At 40.5% G+C, this 16,282-nt stretch carries 13 protein-coding genes, 1 rRNA gene, 1 riboswitch and 1 other annotated feature; of the genes, 9 read left to right on the forward strand and 5 right to left on the reverse strand.

Annotated elements, in window-relative coordinates; genetic code table 11:
- Positions 1-63 precede the first annotated feature (63 nt).
- Entirely contained in the window at positions 64-1,647 is a 1,584-nt protein-coding gene (gene pckA / locus ACFSMW_RS00430; RefSeq protein WP_390352108.1) for a phosphoenolpyruvate carboxykinase (ATP), read from the reverse strand.
- Positions 1,648-1,957: 310 nt separating this feature from the next.
- Positions 1,958-2,065, forward strand: a riboswitch (SAM riboswitch).
- A gap of 201 nt (positions 2,066-2,266) precedes the next feature.
- On the opposite strand from pckA, the gene metK reads away from it, so the two are divergent.
- Both metK and asnB read left to right on the forward strand, forming a co-directional pair.
- Positions 2,267-3,475 carry a methionine adenosyltransferase gene (gene metK / locus ACFSMW_RS00435; RefSeq protein ID WP_390352082.1) on the forward strand — a complete coding sequence of 403 codons (1,209 nt, stop codon included), beginning with the start codon at positions 2,267-2,269 and terminating at the stop codon, positions 3,473-3,475.
- Positions 3,476-3,972: 497 nt separating this feature from the next.
- Positions 3,973-5,883, forward strand: a complete 1,911-nt coding sequence (gene asnB, locus ACFSMW_RS00440) for an asparagine synthase (glutamine-hydrolyzing) (protein ID WP_390352084.1) — start codon at positions 3,973-3,975, stop codon at positions 5,881-5,883.
- Between the two features lie 36 nt (positions 5,884-5,919).
- Here the strand turns inward: asnB and ACFSMW_RS00445 are convergent, their stop codons facing one another.
- Both ACFSMW_RS00445 and ACFSMW_RS00450 read right to left on the reverse strand, forming a co-directional pair.
- Entirely contained in the window at positions 5,920-6,771 is an 852-nt protein-coding gene (locus ACFSMW_RS00445) for a C39 family peptidase (protein WP_390352085.1), read from the reverse strand.
- 356 nt (positions 6,772-7,127) lie between these two features.
- Positions 7,128-7,649: a gamma carbonic anhydrase gene (locus tag ACFSMW_RS00450; RefSeq protein WP_390352087.1), complete on the reverse strand. Its 522-nt coding sequence runs from the start codon at positions 7,647-7,649 to the stop codon at positions 7,128-7,130.
- A gap of 126 nt (positions 7,650-7,775) precedes the next feature.
- On the opposite strand from ACFSMW_RS00450, the gene ACFSMW_RS00455 reads away from it, so the two are divergent.
- Complete coding sequence (locus tag ACFSMW_RS00455; RefSeq protein WP_390352089.1) at positions 7,776-8,840, forward strand: tetraprenyl-beta-curcumene synthase family protein; 1,065 nt, start codon at positions 7,776-7,778, stop codon at positions 8,838-8,840.
- Positions 8,841-8,868: 28 nt separating this feature from the next.
- On the opposite strand, the gene mnmM is transcribed toward ACFSMW_RS00455, so the two are convergent.
- Complete coding sequence (mnmM, locus tag ACFSMW_RS00460; RefSeq protein ID WP_390352091.1) at positions 8,869-9,471, reverse strand: tRNA 5-(aminomethyl)-2-thiouridylate-methyltransferase MnmM; 603 nt, start codon at positions 9,469-9,471, stop codon at positions 8,869-8,871.
- Between the two features lie 78 nt (positions 9,472-9,549).
- Here mnmM and ACFSMW_RS00465 point away from each other — a divergent pair, with 78 nt between their 5' ends.
- The 5 genes from ACFSMW_RS00465 (at position 9,550) to leuS (ending at position 14,850) form a co-directional block, all read left to right on the forward strand.
- A complete protein-coding gene (locus ACFSMW_RS00465) occupies positions 9,550-10,275 on the forward strand; it encodes a hypothetical protein (RefSeq protein WP_390352093.1) in 726 nt (241 codons plus the stop codon).
- Positions 10,275-11,015, forward strand: a complete 741-nt coding sequence (locus ACFSMW_RS00470) for a hypothetical protein (RefSeq protein WP_390352094.1) — start codon at positions 10,275-10,277, stop codon at positions 11,013-11,015. The genes ACFSMW_RS00465 and ACFSMW_RS00470 overlap by 1 nt, the downstream gene beginning before the upstream one ends.
- Complete coding sequence (locus ACFSMW_RS00475; RefSeq protein WP_390352096.1) at positions 11,016-11,387, forward strand: GntR family transcriptional regulator; 372 nt, start codon at positions 11,016-11,018, stop codon at positions 11,385-11,387.
- Positions 11,384-12,070 carry an ATP-binding cassette domain-containing protein gene (locus ACFSMW_RS00480; protein WP_390352097.1) on the forward strand — a complete coding sequence of 229 codons (687 nt, stop codon included), beginning with the start codon at positions 11,384-11,386 and terminating at the stop codon, positions 12,068-12,070. The genes ACFSMW_RS00475 and ACFSMW_RS00480 overlap by 4 nt, the downstream gene beginning before the upstream one ends.
- Before the next feature lie 56 nt (positions 12,071-12,126).
- Positions 12,127-12,391, forward strand: a binding site (T-box leader).
- A 47-nt stretch (positions 12,392-12,438) separates the two neighbouring features.
- A complete protein-coding gene (gene leuS, locus ACFSMW_RS00485; RefSeq protein ID WP_390352098.1) occupies positions 12,439-14,850 on the forward strand; it encodes a leucine--tRNA ligase in 2,412 nt (803 codons plus the stop codon).
- Between the two features lie 89 nt (positions 14,851-14,939).
- On the opposite strand, the gene ACFSMW_RS00490 is transcribed toward leuS, so the two are convergent.
- A complete protein-coding gene (locus tag ACFSMW_RS00490; protein WP_390352099.1) occupies positions 14,940-15,707 on the reverse strand; it encodes a hypothetical protein in 768 nt (255 codons plus the stop codon).
- Positions 15,708-16,215: 508 nt separating this feature from the next.
- On the opposite strand from ACFSMW_RS00490, the gene ACFSMW_RS00495 reads away from it, so the two are divergent.
- A 16S ribosomal RNA gene (locus ACFSMW_RS00495) occupies positions 16,216-16,282 on the forward strand; the annotation flags it as partial.

The following is a 16,282-nucleotide window of genomic DNA, read 5'->3' on the forward strand; positions in this document are numbered from 1 at the left end:
AAATGAAACTGTTAAAGCTGCTATCAGAATTTGGGTGGACTGAAATCCACGACTGTTATGAGTTCACCCTTGATAAACAGGGCCAGCCATCATGATTTCACGGTTGACATGTGTGAATTTTTTGAAATTCTTATGGAACTTGTTTGCCAGTTCTTTTGCTGCAGCATCATATCGGTCTGTATCTTTCCAAGCTTCACGCGGAACCAATACTTCATCTGGAACACCGGGCACGTGAAGCGGCACAGCTAATCCGAAAATGTCATCTTTTATGGTTTCGGTTTTATTCAATTCACCCTCCAAGGCAGCATGAACCATTGCTCGTGTATAAGAAAGCTTCATGCGTTTACCCTCACCGAATGAGCCACCGGTCCAACCAGTATTGACGAGAAACACATTTGCTTGATGCTGGTCGATTTTCTCCCCAAGCATCTTTGCGTAAGTTGCGGGCGGGAGCGGCAAAAACGGAGAACCGAAGCACGCAGAAAAAGTACTTTCAGGTTTCGTTACACCGCGTTCAGTGCCGGCTAGTTTACTAGTGTAGCCACTTAGGAAATGATACATTGCCTGTTCCTTGCTCAATTTGGAAATGGGCGGCAGAGTACCGGATGCATCTGCAGTTAAGAATATGATTGTATTTGGATGTCCGGCAACGCTTGGTTCAACAATATTGTCCATATTATCTAATTGATAAGCTGCTCTTGTATTTTCAGTCAAAGATGTATCGCTATAATCTGGTACGCGCGTATCCTCATCGAGTACCACATTTTCCAGAACAGTGCCAAAGCGGATAGCATTATAAATTTGCGGTTCCTTTTCAGCAGACAGATTGATACATTTTGCATAACATCCGCCTTCAATATTGAATACACCGTGTGGACTCCAAGCATGTTCATCATCACCGATGAGTTTTCGGTATGGGTCAGCAGACAGCGTTGTTTTACCTGTGCCTGATAACCCGAAGAACAAAGCGACATCACCTTCCTGGCCGACATTGGCGGAGCAATGCATTGTTAGGATGTCATTTTGCGGCAGAAGAAAATTCATGACAGAAAAAATGGATTTTTTGATTTCCCCGGCATATTCTGTTCCGCCGATCAATATAATGCGATGTTTGAATGATACACAGACAAATGCTTCCGAATTAGTCCCATCCACTTCCGGATTTGCTTTGAAGGTCGGTGCGGAAATCACGGTGAACTCCGCCTCGTGATCTATTAGTTCCTTTTCATCAGGCCTAATGAAAAGCTGTTTGGCAAATAGGTTGTGCCAGGCAAATTCATTGATTACCTGGATGGGCAAGCGATAGTCAGGGTCGGCTCCTGCAAAGCCCTTGAAACGAAAGAGCTCACTTTTTCCTTCTAAATGTGCAACAACTTTATGAAGTAATTTTACAAATACTGATTCGTCAAGTGACTGGTTTACAAGCCCCCAGTCAACCAGATTACTGGTCAATTCATCTCGGATGATGAACTTGTCTTTTGGTGAGCGTCCAGTGTATTTGCCGGTAGTGGCCCTTATTGCGCCGGTGGAGGTCAGAACCCCCTCATTCGTAGAAGTGATTTTTTCAACAAGTCGGGCTGTGCTCAAATTTTCATGCAAATTTGGATGATTGCACAGTTTGTTCACTAAAGACGTTCTTTCCATCATGTTCATCATTCAGATAACCTGCCTTTTTAGTAGTGTAGAAATTCATTCGATAAGTAATAATCAGGATCAGACACAGAATGTGTTGCTGTTGCAACAGATTAGGTTAAAATGGTATTACAAGTCCGCAAACGATAGAATAAGAAATATGCTCTCTTTCCTGTTTATGGCAAATGTAATGTTTCTGCATATTAGTATAACACATTGAAATTAATAATCCATACTAATAAATTATTTTTTTATCTATATATGTAGAAGTCGTAAAAAGTTGACAGCTCTTGCTCATTTCGTTAACATTAGTACCGAGCGGATACTCTTATTCAGAGCTGGTGGAGGGACAGTCCCGATGAAACCCGGCAACCATCACCTACGTGAATTGGTGCTAACCTGTTGCAAGGGCTAACTCCTTGAACAATAAGAGCGAAAGGCTTTTCCTTTCCTCTGGCATGGCAGGAAGGGTTTTTTATTTGCCTTAAAGCACGTCATGAATCTTCTATAAAAAAGCTGCCTGCACATACAAAAGAGTGAATGAAGCTTTTATTGAAAACATGAAAAAAGTAATTTAAATCTCTTGATACTAAGGGGAGTTCCGTACCATATATTAAAGGGAGGATTTAGCCTTATGGCTAAAAATCGTCGTTTGTTTACATCTGAATCGGTTACCGAAGGGCATCCTGATAAAATATGTGACCAGATTTCAGATGCTATTTTAGATGAAATTATCAGTAAAGATCCTAATGCAAGAGTGGCATGTGAAACTACAGTAACTACTGGTCTTGTACTTGTTTCTGGAGAAATCACTACGAGTACGTATGTCGATATACCAGCAATTGTCAGACAAACAATCAAAGAAATCGGTTATACGAGAGCCAAATATGGTTTTGATGCGGAAACTTGTGCGGTATTGACTGCAATCGATGAACAGTCTCCGGATATTGCCAGTGGTGTAGATACAGCGTACGAAGCACGCCAGGGAAAACAAACTGAAGAAGAAATAGCTGCAATCGGTGCAGGTGATCAGGGGCTTATGTTCGGCTTTGCCTGCGATGAAACGCCAGAACTGATGCCTTTACCGATTTCTTTGGCGCATAAGCTTGCCAAAAAGCTCTCTGATGTACGTAAAGAACATGTGTTGGATTATTTGCGCCCAGATGGAAAAACACAAGTAACCGTTGAATATGATGAAAATGATAAACCAATGCGTATCGATACTATCGTTATTTCGACACAACACCATCCTGACATCGAAACGGAACAGATTGAAAGAGACTTGAAAGAAAAGGTGATCAATCCAATAGTTCCTGTTGAATTATTGGATGAAGATACCAAATATTTCATTAATCCTACCGGCCGATTCGTCATAGGTGGACCGCAGGGGGATGCAGGTCTGACGGGACGTAAGATCATCGTGGACACGTATGGCGGTTATGCACGGCATGGGGGCGGCGCTTTCAGTGGTAAAGATGCTACGAAAGTTGACCGTTCAGCCGCCTATGCTGCACGTTATGTAGCGAAAAACATCGTATCCGCCGGACTTGCAAAATCCTGCGAAGTTCAACTGGCATATGCGATCGGTGTTGCTGAGCCGGTTTCCATCGCAATCAATACTTTTGAAACTGGAAAAGTAAGTGAAGAAGCATTAGTATCCGCTGTGAGGGACATTTTTGACTTGCGCCCGGCGGGCATTATTCAGATGTTACAGCTTAAACAGCCTATTTTTAGAAAGACGGCTGCATACGGGCATTTCGGGAGAACTGACGTGTTATTCCCTTGGGAAAAAACAGATAAAATCTCAGAACTGAAGGCTGTTACTGAAAAAGTTTCACAGTAAAACGGCCAGGCTCATCGTTACGAGCGGATAGGTTCACTATCATCCGTTTAAAAAAGGTTATTTCCATTTCGCTTAGAGAAGATGGGAATGATCTTTTTTTCTTTGTTTAATTGATGCATGTTTCCCGCCATATTGTTAAAAAATAGGGAAAAGGAAATTGTCAGCTCTTGAATGGTCTTGCGTGAAATGGCGGAAAATAATTGTGATTAATTGAACCAAAGAGCTATCGAAAAGATAATTGTTTTATGATATACTTTCTAAAGTGTGTGTTCAAAAAATGGAAATGACCAACGGTGTTCAAGCTGATCTTTATCGAGTGAAGGCTTGTATAGTATTGCTGATGTCGGTTGCCCTTGCGTCACGGGATTGCTGACGAAGCTTCCTTTACAACCAGAACAAAAATACCGAGCTGTTGGAGTATGGGGAGGGCCATTTCAAAGTGTTTTTTGAGCATCCTCTTAGAGTATAAATACAGTGCAGGAAAGAGGAAAAAGAATATGTGCGGATTTATCGGAATGATTCGTAACAAACCAACCAGGCCGACTAAAGAGCAAATTACGCAATTTGAAAATCAAAACAATATCATTACACATAGAGGACCGGATGATGAAGGATATTATTATGATGAGTTCGTATCGTTCGGATTCCGCCGTTTGAGCATTATCGATTTGGACAGTGGGAAACAACCCCTTAGCTACGACGATGAAAAAATATGGCTCATTTTTAATGGTGAAATTTACAATTACATCGAATTGAGAGAAGAGTTGCTGAAGGAAGGATATACGTTTGCGACTGATTCGGATACAGAAGTCATTGCTGCATTGTTTGCGAAACATAAGCAGCATGCATTTCAATATTTGCGTGGGATGTTTTCTATTTTAGTGTGGGATAAAGAAAACGAGACACTTTATGGCGCACGTGATCCTTTTGGAATCAAGCCAATGTTTTTCCATGAGGCTGCTGATGGCACTTATTTCGCATCTGAGAAAAAGAGCATAGCAATGATGCTTGAAGAAGAAAATGTGAATTTGGACGCCCTGCAGCAGTATTTAAGTTTCCAGTTCGTTCCAGAGCCAATGTCTATGACAAGCGGTATTAAAAAGGTTGAACCAGGGCATTATTTTGTTAAAAAATCAGGTGAATCGATTACGTTCCATCGCTTTTTCCATGCAGAATTCCGTCCAGTGCTGATGGATAAAAAAGGATGGATAAAACGAATTCAAGATGTAATGTATGATAGTGTCAATGTGCATATGCGCAGTGATGTACCAGTGGGTTCATTTTTGTCCGGGGGCATCGATTCGACGCTGATCGTTGCAATGGCAAAAAAATTTAATCCGAACATAAAAACTTTTTCGGTTGGATTTGCCCGTGAAGGTTTTTCCGAGATTGATGTTGCTAAAGAAACCGCAGATAAGCTTGATGTAGAAAACATCTCTTATGTTATCTCGCCAGAAGAATATGTGGAAAAATTGCCGAAAATCATGTGGCATATGGATGATCCATTAGCAGATCCCGCTTGCGTACCACTTTATTTTGTTGCGAGAGAAGCTCGCAAGCATGTAACTGTGGTACTTTCAGGAGAAGGATCGGATGAGTTATTCGGCGGGTATAATATCTACCGCGAGCCGGAATCACTGAAAGTATTTGACTCTATTCCGTCTCCTGCGAAAAACCTGCTTGCCAAAGTGGCTGAGGTGCTGCCGGAAGGAGTCAGAGGGAAAAGTTTTCTGCAGCGCGGAACGACTCCTTTGCGTGAACGTTACATCGGCAATGCAAAAATGTTCGAAAACGACGAGAAAAAACGTTTGCTTAAAACATATAAAGAAGGCGTCGATTACCAACAAATTACAGGCCACCTGTTTGATCATGTTGCCGGATATCCGTTGGTCAATCAGATGCAATACGTCGATATTCATACATGGATGCGAGGAGATATCCTGTTGAAAGCCGATCGTACCACAATGGCCAATTCACTTGAATTACGGGTACCATTTTTGGATAAAGAAGTGTTTCGCGTAGCGAGTGAAATCCCTGTGGATTTGAAGATTGCCAATGGGACAACTAAAAGCATCTTGCGTGAAGCATCGAGAGGAATCATACCGGACCATATACTTGATCGGAAAAAGCTCGGCTTCCCGGTCCCGATACGCCACTGGCTCAAACGTGAATTGAATGGCTGGGCCAAGCAGCTGATTCATGAAAGTGATACCGATCATTTGCTTCATAAAGATTATGTGCTTGATTTGCTTGAAGCACATTGCCAGGGCAAAGGTGACTACAGCAGAAAGATATGGACGGTACTGATGTTCATGCTTTGGCATCAAATTTTTGTTGAAAAAAAATTTGATGCCAAAGAGTTAAGTCAATTGGAAAACGATATTCCATCAGTCTATCAGACTATATGATTTGAGAACAGCGGCAAACCAAAACAGGCGATAGCATTATAATGCTATCGCCTGTTTTCCCATTTGTTCCCAAGCAGCGATGAAGTCTTTAATCGGTGCTTTTTCTTGTTTGTTCAGTGGATCATTAAAATAGATGAATTGATCATCATAACCGGTAATAAGCACTGAATGTTCCCTCATTGTGATACTGACTTTCCCGGATGTTGTATGCCAAGTGGTGAATTGATTTTTTGGCAGCTTTTGATATGTAGCGTTGATAATCACCCATACTGGCTGGTGATCGTTCAGAACTTCGATGATTGATGTGAAATCCTTTCCTGTCATATCGTTAACCTGATCACCAGCGTATTTTCGGGCAAGTTCTGCGACAGGGCGATGGTAAACGCCATAGCCAGGTTCAGAGAAGCTGTACATGTCACCGACAAAACCTGTATTAGGGTCTCCGAATCGCACACCTTTTTTTGTTTCTTTGTAGACAGCAGGATTTTTGGTGATTTCTTCGGCAAGCTTCATTTTATCTACAGAAATATCATGATAGGCGAGCAGCATCGAAAGACTGGTGACTTCACAACCTCTTGGCAGCTCGGGAAGTTGTTGAATCATTGGAGCTTCCAATTTTACGGTTGCTTTGATCTGATGCTGTGAAATCAATTCGTTTTTCGGAGTTTCAGTTTTGTTTCTTGCGGCAGGAAAAGTGGTTGCCATAGCATTGTAAATTTCTGTTTTATTTTCCTTGAAGAATGAAATACCCGAGAAAACAGCAGCAATGAAAAATACTAAACCATAAATGATGAAGGATTTCTTAATCCATTTAGAAGTCATTTGCTTGCTGCCGAATATGAACAATAATGCCAGCACCATGGAAAAAAGAAATATATATTGTTCCATTATCGCATGCACTCCAAATTGAGAGTTTAATATATATATAATATCGGCAATTATCGCGAAAAAGTAAAGAGAAGATGGTGCTTTCAACAAAATCTGTTGCAAATCTTGTCAAGAAAATGTCACATCAAACATAGGAGGCAAGCCGAGGCAAGCAATCAATGACATCAATGTGATGGTTTCATCGGCCATTTTTGGTTAAAATGGCCGATAACTAGTCGAAACAACAGAGGTGGTATTCGAAAATTTCACTTGATGACCTCGGGAATGAAATACTTCCCTGCGCCTTGGAATAACAATATACGATGTACTTCATTTTTGGGCTTGAGCTTATGATGATGATACCTTTTCGATTCATTTCATCTGCCTAAGTTTGTCTCATTCTTATAATAGGTACCTTTTTCTATATAGGATTTACGGATTCTTTCCATATCTTTATAATCCTCTTCTGTCAGTTTACGCACGACTTTGGCTGGTCTGCCGAATGCCAATGTGTGAGGCGGGATTTTTTTACCGGGAGGAACAAGACTTCCTGCACCTAAAAAGGCATTTTCTCCTATTTCGGCTCCATCCAATACAAGCGTTCCCATGCCGATTAACGCTTTTTTTCGGACAATGGCTGAATGCAGTGTAACTTGGTGGCCGATGGTGACATCGTCTTCGATGATGACAGGATTGTCTGGGCTTTGATGAATCATCGTCAAATCCTGGACACTAACTCTTTTGCCAATAAACGTAGGTGCCACATCTCCGCGGATAACCGTTTGAAACCACACTGTCGAGTGTTCATCAATGGTTACATCACCAACTATAGTGGCGTTTCCAGCTATAAAAACCGAGTCATGAATTTGCGGTGTTTTTCCTTTATATGCTTCGTACATATGGTTTACCTCCTTGAATTTTGGCGACAATATTATATATCATATAATGAGAAAACAATACAATGATTCTAAGTATAACAAAAATCATTCGGAAATAGGCATGTAAAGTAATGGAGTGAGATATCGATGAAAAAAGTACCAGGAAATGCAGTGACCCTAATGGTCAAAACATATGTGCGGATTTTTCCTGAAGTGTCAAAGCAGCTTGCATATTGGAAGAATAGAGCATTGGAAATTCCAGACGGGGAACTGCGAAATCAGGCACTTGCCAGCCTGGAAACGAAAAGATTTCATTGTCAGGGAGGCGCAGTGTATGCATTGATCGCGGGAGAAAGGTATAAAGAAGCTATTCAATTCATTGTAGCTTATCAAACAATCAGTGATTATCTGGATAACTTATGTGATCGAAGCACTTCTTTGGATGCGCAAGATTTTCAATTACTGCATGAGGCGATGCGGGATGCTTTGAGTCCTGAAAATCCTGTGAAGAATTATTATGAAAAACGCAAGGAGCATGAAGATGGTGGATATCTGGCGGAGCTTGTGAAAACGTGCCAAGCTATATTAACGCATATTCCCGAATACAGTCAGTTTCAGCATCAGCTGCTATGGCTGGAGGGTTTGTATGCAGATTTACAGGTGCATAAGCATGTGCGGGTTGTTGAAAGGGTTCCTCGATTAAAACAGTGGTACGAGCAACATGAAGATATTGCAAAATATCTGCAATGGCAAGAGTTTTCTGCTGCAGCCGGCTCAACGCTGGGAATTTTTTGTGTTGTCAGCTATAGCTTAGGCTATTATGTGACAGCTGCGTTCGCAACTGACATTGTCCGAAGCTACTTTCCGTATATGCAAGGTTTGCATATTTTGCTGGATTACTATATTGACCAGCAGGAGGATGATATGGAAGGCGACTTAAATTTCTGCAGCTTTTATAAAAATTCATCAGAGATGAATGAACGGCTGCAATTTTTCGCAGATATGGCTGACAGATATCTAGGAAAGCTGCCGGACACAGAATTTCACTTGTTGGTGAGGAAAGGTCTGGTAGGACTTTATTTGGGAGATCCAAAAGCAAGAATGATACCAGACCAAACGGGTTTAAAAAAGAATCTCTTGGTTAAAAACGGAATAGCTTCGCGCTTTTTTCATTGGAATACAAGGACCTATTATCATTTGAAACAAAAATAAAATTGAACAGTCCGTTTTTTGTATATTGCTATATCTTTTGAATGGCAAGTACAAATGGCGGGTTGTTTTTTTGATTAATGAAATCATATTTCAAGACGTGGTACCGTTTTTGGTCCAGCTGTCTTGAAAAATCAAGCAAAGCAATCATTTCTTCTTTACCGCCAGGGTGCCCATGATAAACGACAAGGACGACATATCCGCTATGTTTCAACTGCTTCAAAATATTTTCTATAGCAGGGATTGTAGTCTCTTGTTTGGTAATAAGTTTCTTATCTCCCTTTGGCAGGTAACCAAGGTTAAATATGGCTCCTGCGATCTCTGCACTGGAGATATGCTTAGAAATATTGACATGATCATCCATGATGAGCTGTGTATTTTTGCGTTGGTTGGCCTGCAAAAGCTGTTCTGTTGATTCAATGGCTTGTTTCTGAATATCAAAAGCATAGACCGTCCCATTTTCTCCAACCAAATTACTAAGGAAAAGGGTATCATGTCCATTTCCGCACGTTGCATCAATGACGGACTCTCCCTGTTTTACAGATTCCGCAAGCAAGGCATGTGAAAATTGCAAGACTGATTGCACCATATTTGGTTCACTCCTATTACGATCATTTTGCTGTAAGTGTAACATAGAAAAATTAAATGATGTTGACGGTTTATTTTCCTATAGTGTAATATGTAACTATTACACTATGACGGATGTGAGAATATGAGTGATTATTGGTTGGGATTATTTATGAAGGAATGGAAGATGATGAAGGGAATTTTGATAACTATTTTTATTTTAGCTATGCTAATGTTACTATTTTTAGATGGTGTCACAGCTGAGGGTTTGATGGATTTCGGGTTGGTCATTACACCATTTTATGTCATATATAGCTTGAATACAGAAACGAATCAAATCCATCTGTTTTTGCATCAGCCTAACCGAGCAAACAAGATATTTCTGGTGAAAATTTTGACGGGGTTATCTTTTACAGCTATATTTCAACTGGTGCTTATCACAATTATTTTAATAAGGCTGATGCTGCAAAAAATAGATATTTCACATGGAGCAGACACCATGGTGCTATACCTTATGTATTGCGTTTTAAGCATGCTTGTAATCTCCCTCTTCCCAACTGTGGTATTGCTCTTTGCATGGAATACATATCATTGGCTTAAAGGTATGGTAGGAAAATTGGCATTTTTAATAGTGGTTGCATTAACAATACTTGGTTCTACCAGCTTTATTTATATATGGGATACTAATTGGTATGTGAAACTGACTCACTGGGGAGAAACTTCTTTTTCAGCAGATAAATTTAAAGGGGTGTTAAACGGGTTAGATGTCTATGGCAATTTTAATATTGGTGTCGTTTTATTCCATGGAGTTTTGGTGATGACTTTGTATGTGATGTCTTGCTGGTTGCTGGATAGAAAGGTGGGGGTGTAGTGAGGCGATGGAACGGATTATTTTTTAAAGAATGGAAGCTGATGCGTGGATTTATCTTTACAGCAGGACTAATAGGATTAGCCTCTGGTGTCCTTGCTTCAACAACTCCTAGGTTGGATATAATTTCGGCAGCAGTCATATTGGGTTTTACAATACCTCCATTTTATGTATTATACAGTTTGAATTCAGAAGCAAATCAATTAGATGGATTTTTACATCAGCCTGTTCCGGCTCGCAGGTTGCTGCTTGTTAAGATAGGAATGGGGCTGCTGCTTAGTGTGGTGTACGTGTTGATCACTTCTTCTTACATGATGCTTCTATCTATACTTCGCTTGGGGGATCCTTTTGATTCGATCTCCTTTATGAGGAACATAACCGAGTTTTCATTGTCCGCATGGGTGGTTTCACTATATCCAACTGGAATTATATTGTTTTTATGGACTGTGTATCGGTTATGGAGAGCCCAATTGGGAAATATTGCCATTGGGATGATTATTGGATTACTTATCTTGGGAAATGCAATCATGAATTTAATTAGAGATTCATTTTTTTATCAAGTAATAACACATTGGGGTGAATACTCCATTCGAACTGGAGCGGCAAAAGAAGCAGCTGATTTCGTCTCTGAATTGCACGTGTCAGGCACTTTCTATTTTGGAGCCTACATTTGTTATGGCGTACTTGTTATTATTTATTTCTGGATATCATGCTGGCTGCTGGACAGGAAGGTGGGCGTGTAGATGGATGGGTTTGATTTTAATGACACTCAACCGATTTATTTGCAGATTATGGATCGAATCTGTGCAGAAATTGTTAGGGGAAAACGTAGCCCAGCTGATAAGCTGCCCGCTGTACGAGAGTATGCCTTGGAGGCAGGTGTGAATGTAAATACGATCCAACGGGTGTATCGGGAACTGGAATCGAACGGTATTGCAGAGATGCGACGCGGGCAAGGAACATTTGTAACCAGTAATGAAGAGCGGCTTATACAGCTTCGAGAGGAAATGCGAAAGCGATATGTGGCCGATTTTTTCAGACAGATGACTGAAATGGGTTTTGACAGAACTGAAATTATACAAAGTGTAGAGGAAGAAAGGTGGGAGCGAGAATGATGGAAATGGAGAAAGTATCAAAGCGGTTTATCACCAAACAAGTATTGTATGATTGTAATTTAATCATAAAGAAAGGAAAGATTATCGGATTGGTTGGAGAAAACGGTGCTGGTAAAACGACATTAATGAAAATGTTGGCGGGTCTCCTGAAACAGAGCAGTGGGGATATCAGGCTCTTTTCGAAGCCTGTGAATCGTATGAGCAGCGAAAATATAGCATTTGCAATGGATGGGGACTATTATTTTCCTTACTTTCGCGTGGGTGAGCTGTTGCATTATTTGAAAACACAATTTGCTGACTTCGATGCAGAAAAAGCAACTTACATATTAAAGTTCATGGAGATCAACAGTGGAGAGAAAATAAAATATCTATCGAAGGGGAACTTAAATCGTTTAAAAATCGCTATGACATTATCACGTAATGCGCCGCTTATTTTGTTGGACGAACCATTTTCAGGACTTGACCCTATGGTACGTAAAGCGATTATGAAAAGCATTATCCGTTTTGTTGACCTGGAAAAGCAGACACTCTTATTAAGTACACATGAGGTAGCAGAAGTAGAGCCGATGTTGGATGAAGTGATACTTGTGAAGAACAACACTATTTTTGCTCATGAAACAATTGACAAACTACGTGAAAAAAAACAAACGACTCTGCTTGATTGGATGGAACGACTACATTAGAAACAGCATAAACTTGACAAAGCAGATCGCTTTCATTACAATGCTATTAAAATGATGTAAAGACCATGAGAAGGAACAGTAATAAATTACGCGGCTTAAAAGAGAGGCAGTGGCTGGTGAGAACTGCTAACGCTGATTTATGAACTCGCCTTCGAGTTGCAGAGATGAATTATAGAGAAGGTTCATAAGAGTTTGGTGAAATTCTTTGGGACATATCACTATATTAGTTTCTGACGTGATCCGCGTTAAGGATTTCAAGTGAACACGGCGATCGTGTTAATTCGGGTGGTACCGCGGGAATTACAGCTTCTCGTCCCTTAACAAGGGATGGGGGGCTTTTTTAGTTTGAAATATCAGGAGGAAAAGCTATGAGTTTTAATCATCAGGAAATTGAAAAGAAATGGCAGGAATACTGGCAAGATAATAAAACGTTCCATGCTGACATTAATTCTGAAAAAGCGAAGTTTTATGCGCTGGATATGTTTCCTTATCCTTCCGGGGCTGGGCTTCATGTAGGACATCCCGAAGGATACACTGCAACAGATATACTTTCGCGCATGAAACGTATGCAGGGGTATGAAGTACTTCATCCAATGGGGTGGGATGCTTTTGGATTGCCAGCAGAACAATACGCAATTGACACCGGTAATAGTCCTGCAGCATTCACGCAGAAAAATATCGCAACTTTTAAGCGTCAAATGCAGGAACTTGGATTTTCTTATGATTGGGACAGAGAGGTCAGTACAATTGATCCGGCCTATTATAAATGGACACAGTGGATTTTTACAAAATTATATGAAAAAGGGCTGGCTTATATGGCGGAAGTGCCGGTCAACTGGTGCCCAGCTCTTGGAACCGTTCTGGCGAATGAAGAAGTTATTGATGGCAAGAGCGAACGCGGCGGTCATCCGGTAGTACGTAAGCCAATGCGGCAATGGATGCTGAAAATCACCGATTATGCAGATCGGCTGCTGGAAGACTTGGAGGAACTGGACTGGCCAGAAAGCATCAAGGATATGCAGCGAAACTGGATTGGTAAATCCGAAGGGGCAGAAGTCACTTTCTCTATTGCAGATACAAGTGAAACGTTCACTGTATTCACTACCAGGCCTGATACATTGTTTGGAGCGACATATGCAGTACTGGCTCCCGAACATTCGCTTGTTAAAAAGATTGTCAGTGAGGCGCAGCGAAAAGAAGTGGAGGCATATCTTCACAAAATCGAAACCAAATCTGATTTGGAACGCACAGACCTTTCGAAAGATAAAACAGGGGTTTTCACTGGTGCATATGCGATTAACCCAGTAAACAACAAAAAAATGCCAATCTGGATAGCGGACTATGTATTGATGTCCTATGGTTCGGGAGCTATTATGGCTGTACCAGCTCATGATGAGCGTGACTACGAATTTGCAGAGAAATTCAAACTGCCTATTGTGGAAGTTGTGGCAGGCGGGGACGTTTCGAAGGAAGCATACACCGGAGATGGCAAACACGTCAATTCGGAATTCCTTAATGGTCTTCAAAAAGATGAGGCAATAAAGAAAATGATTACCTGGTTGGAAGAACAAGGAATTGGTGCTAGAAAAGTGACCTATCGTTTGCGCGATTGGCTGTTTTCCCGCCAGCGATACTGGGGTGAACCGATTCCAATTATTCATTGGGAAGACGGTAGCATGACGACTGTTCCTGAAGAAGAATTACCGTTGGAACTTCCTGAAATGGAACATATCAAACCCTCTGGCACAGGGGAATCACCATTGGCGAACAGCGACTGGATCCATGTTACAGATCCGGATACAGGGATGAAAGGCAGACGTGAAACAAATACGATGCCGCAATGGGCAGGCAGCAGCTGGTATTTTCTGCGCTTCATTGATCCACATAACTCAGAACGGCTTGCTGACCCGGAGGCGTTGCAGAAATGGCTTCCAGTAGATATTTATATCGGCGGAGTGGAGCATGCTGTTTTGCATTTATTGTATGCGCGTTTTTGGCATAAATTTTTATATGATATTGGAGTAGTTCCAACAAAAGAACCTTTCGCTAAGCTGTACAATCAAGGAATGATCCTGGGTGAAGGAAATGAAAAGATGAGCAAATCGAAGGGGAATGTTGTCAATCCAGATGATATCGTCCATTCGCACGGAGCTGATTCTCTCCGCTTGTATGAAATGTTTATGGGACCTCTTGATGCAGCGATTGCCTGGTCCACCAATGGACTTGATGGGTCGAGGCGTTTTCTTGACAGAATTTGGCGTCTCCTCATTTCCGAAAGTGGCGAGGTAACAGAAAAAGTTATCGACAAATCGAATGTTAATTTGGAAAAGGTATATCATGAAACCGTCAAAAAAGTTACGGAAGATTATTCTCAACTGCATTTCAATACAGCTATTTCACAAATGATGGTATTTATTAATGAATGCTATAAAACTGATCGAATTCCTAAAGAATATATAGAAGGATTCATCAAAATGCTGTCACCGATTACGCCACATATCGCTGAAGAGCTTTGGCAGCGGCTTGGACATGAAGAAACGATTGCTTATACAGCATGGCCTGCCTATGATGAATCTAAATTAGTAGACGATGAGGTTGAAATTGTTTTGCAGGTAATGGGAAAAGTGCGTTCGAAAGTAAGTGTAAGCAGGGGTATATCGAAAGAAGCATTGGAACAATTGGCAATGAACGATGAGAAAATTCAAGAGTGGATTGAAGGAAAGACGATCAGGAAAGTGATCGTAGTGCCAGGCAAACTTGTTAATATTGTAGCAAATTAATAAAGAAGACTTTCGTCTCTTGAGATGAAAGTCTTCTTTTAATATATATGGTTAAGCTTAAATAAGCATGGCTCTAATAGGACAAATCGTTATTTTGGCTGCCATTGTGTTTGCAAATTTTGCCATTGATCATTTTTAAAATACCAAAGTGTTTCAATCGACCCCAGATAATCATCCTTTGATATACCACCTATAGGGAGGTAGCTTCTAAGAGCATATCCTTGCTGCTTTCCCAAAAATACCGGTTCGATTTTGGAAATAGTGCCAACAGATATACTGGCCGGGTTTTTCAACAATTGGCCCGATTGATCGTATACACCGATTTGAATATACTGCTGCGCTTTTTCAGTAAGATCGATTGTCATTGGAGTATCTGAAGGATCCAATTGCAGATTGATTTTAAATTTATTGGAAAAATCCCCTTTTACAAAAGGTGATGCTGGCTTTGGCAGTTCTTTCAATTGCCCATTTTTTAAAGAAAATGCTTTGTAAGGATATTTTTCGTTAAAGCTGCTGCCTGAATCCGTAAAGAAGATGTCATTGATTTGATCGTGGTTCAAATCAACAAACGATAATTCAGGATGATAGCCTCCACCTAGCGGAAAACTTAATTCTTTCCCCTCAGATGTGGTTATATTTAATGTAATATTCTGGTAGTAGTCTGTATCTTTACTGAGAGGAGTCCCTTTTAAGCTAATAGTATCTTTAGCACCGCTCCCGGTAACATCTTCATGAAACGTTTGGATAAGTAAATTTTCATTGGATGTGGCAGCTGAAGCACTTGTATTAAATAAGTGAAAAAAGAAACATGTAATTATTGCTGCAATTACTAATTTATTGGATATACGCTTAGACATTTTTATCCCTCACTCTTCGATCATTATTTTTATTCTGCATCTAAATCAGCTGGTTATACAGATAAACTTAGAAATGGTTTAAGATGTTGTGATAAAGGGAATTAGAGTAAAGAGTTTCGAGGCTGGGAAATCTGAATGAAAGTTAGGACGTCCGGGTAAAAAAACAGTTGACAATTTATTACAAGGAGAGTATTATTATTTCTGCTGCTCGTTGAGTAAATTTGTATTTTCGACTAATTACTATTGATTTTGCAGCTTTAAGATGTTATAATATTATCAAACTTATTTGAAACATGGCAATCTTTATCAGGTGAAAAGATACCGTTGAAAAAAAGTTTGTTATGTGATATGTTTATAAAGTCGCTTTAAAAAGCGGTGAACTAATTTTCGTTCTTTGAAAACTGAACAAAACGACCAGTATGTCAAGCAAATTCGATGCAAGTCATCGAATGGAAGATGAAAAAACAACCCTGTTTTTTCAATAAGCAAGCAGCTAAGAAACAACACTTTTTTGGAGAGTTTGATCTTGGCTCAGGACGAACGCTGGCGGCGTGCCTAATACATGCAAGTCGAGC

The organism is Tigheibacillus halophilus, from assembly GCF_042683165.1.
In the GTDB taxonomy this organism is placed as follows: domain Bacteria; phylum Bacillota; class Bacilli; order Bacillales; family Amphibacillaceae; genus Tigheibacillus; species Tigheibacillus halophilus.

What these genes read in the sequence shown, in the direction of transcription:
- ACFSMW_RS00445 (WP_390352085.1), bottom strand. Translation starts at nt 6,771, where the DNA reads ATGGAACAATATATATTTCTTTTTTCCATGGTGCTGGCATTATTGTTC.
- ACFSMW_RS00480 (WP_390352097.1), top strand. Translation starts at nt 11,384, where the DNA reads ATGATGGAAATGGAGAAAGTATCAAAGCGGTTTATCACCAAACAAGTA.
- ACFSMW_RS00490 (WP_390352099.1), bottom strand. Translation starts at nt 15,707, where the DNA reads ATGTCTAAGCGTATATCCAATAAATTAGTAATTGCAGCAATAATTACA.
- mnmM (WP_390352091.1), bottom strand. Translation starts at nt 9,471, where the DNA reads ATGTTACACTTACAGCAAAATGATCGTAATAGGAGTGAACCAAATATG.
- leuS (WP_390352098.1), top strand. Translation starts at nt 12,439, where the DNA reads ATGAGTTTTAATCATCAGGAAATTGAAAAGAAATGGCAGGAATACTGG.
- ACFSMW_RS00465 (WP_390352093.1), top strand. Translation starts at nt 9,550, where the DNA reads ATGAGTGATTATTGGTTGGGATTATTTATGAAGGAATGGAAGATGATG.
- ACFSMW_RS00455 (WP_390352089.1), top strand. Translation starts at nt 7,776, where the DNA reads ATGAAAAAAGTACCAGGAAATGCAGTGACCCTAATGGTCAAAACATAT.
- metK (WP_390352082.1), top strand. Translation starts at nt 2,267, where the DNA reads ATGGCTAAAAATCGTCGTTTGTTTACATCTGAATCGGTTACCGAAGGG.
- pckA (WP_390352108.1), bottom strand. Translation starts at nt 1,647, where the DNA reads ATGATGGAAAGAACGTCTTTAGTGAACAAACTGTGCAATCATCCAAAT.
- asnB (WP_390352084.1), top strand. Translation starts at nt 3,973, where the DNA reads ATGTGCGGATTTATCGGAATGATTCGTAACAAACCAACCAGGCCGACT.
- ACFSMW_RS00450 (WP_390352087.1), bottom strand. Translation starts at nt 7,649, where the DNA reads ATGTACGAAGCATATAAAGGAAAAACACCGCAAATTCATGACTCGGTT.
- ACFSMW_RS00475 (WP_390352096.1), top strand. Translation starts at nt 11,016, where the DNA reads ATGGATGGGTTTGATTTTAATGACACTCAACCGATTTATTTGCAGATT.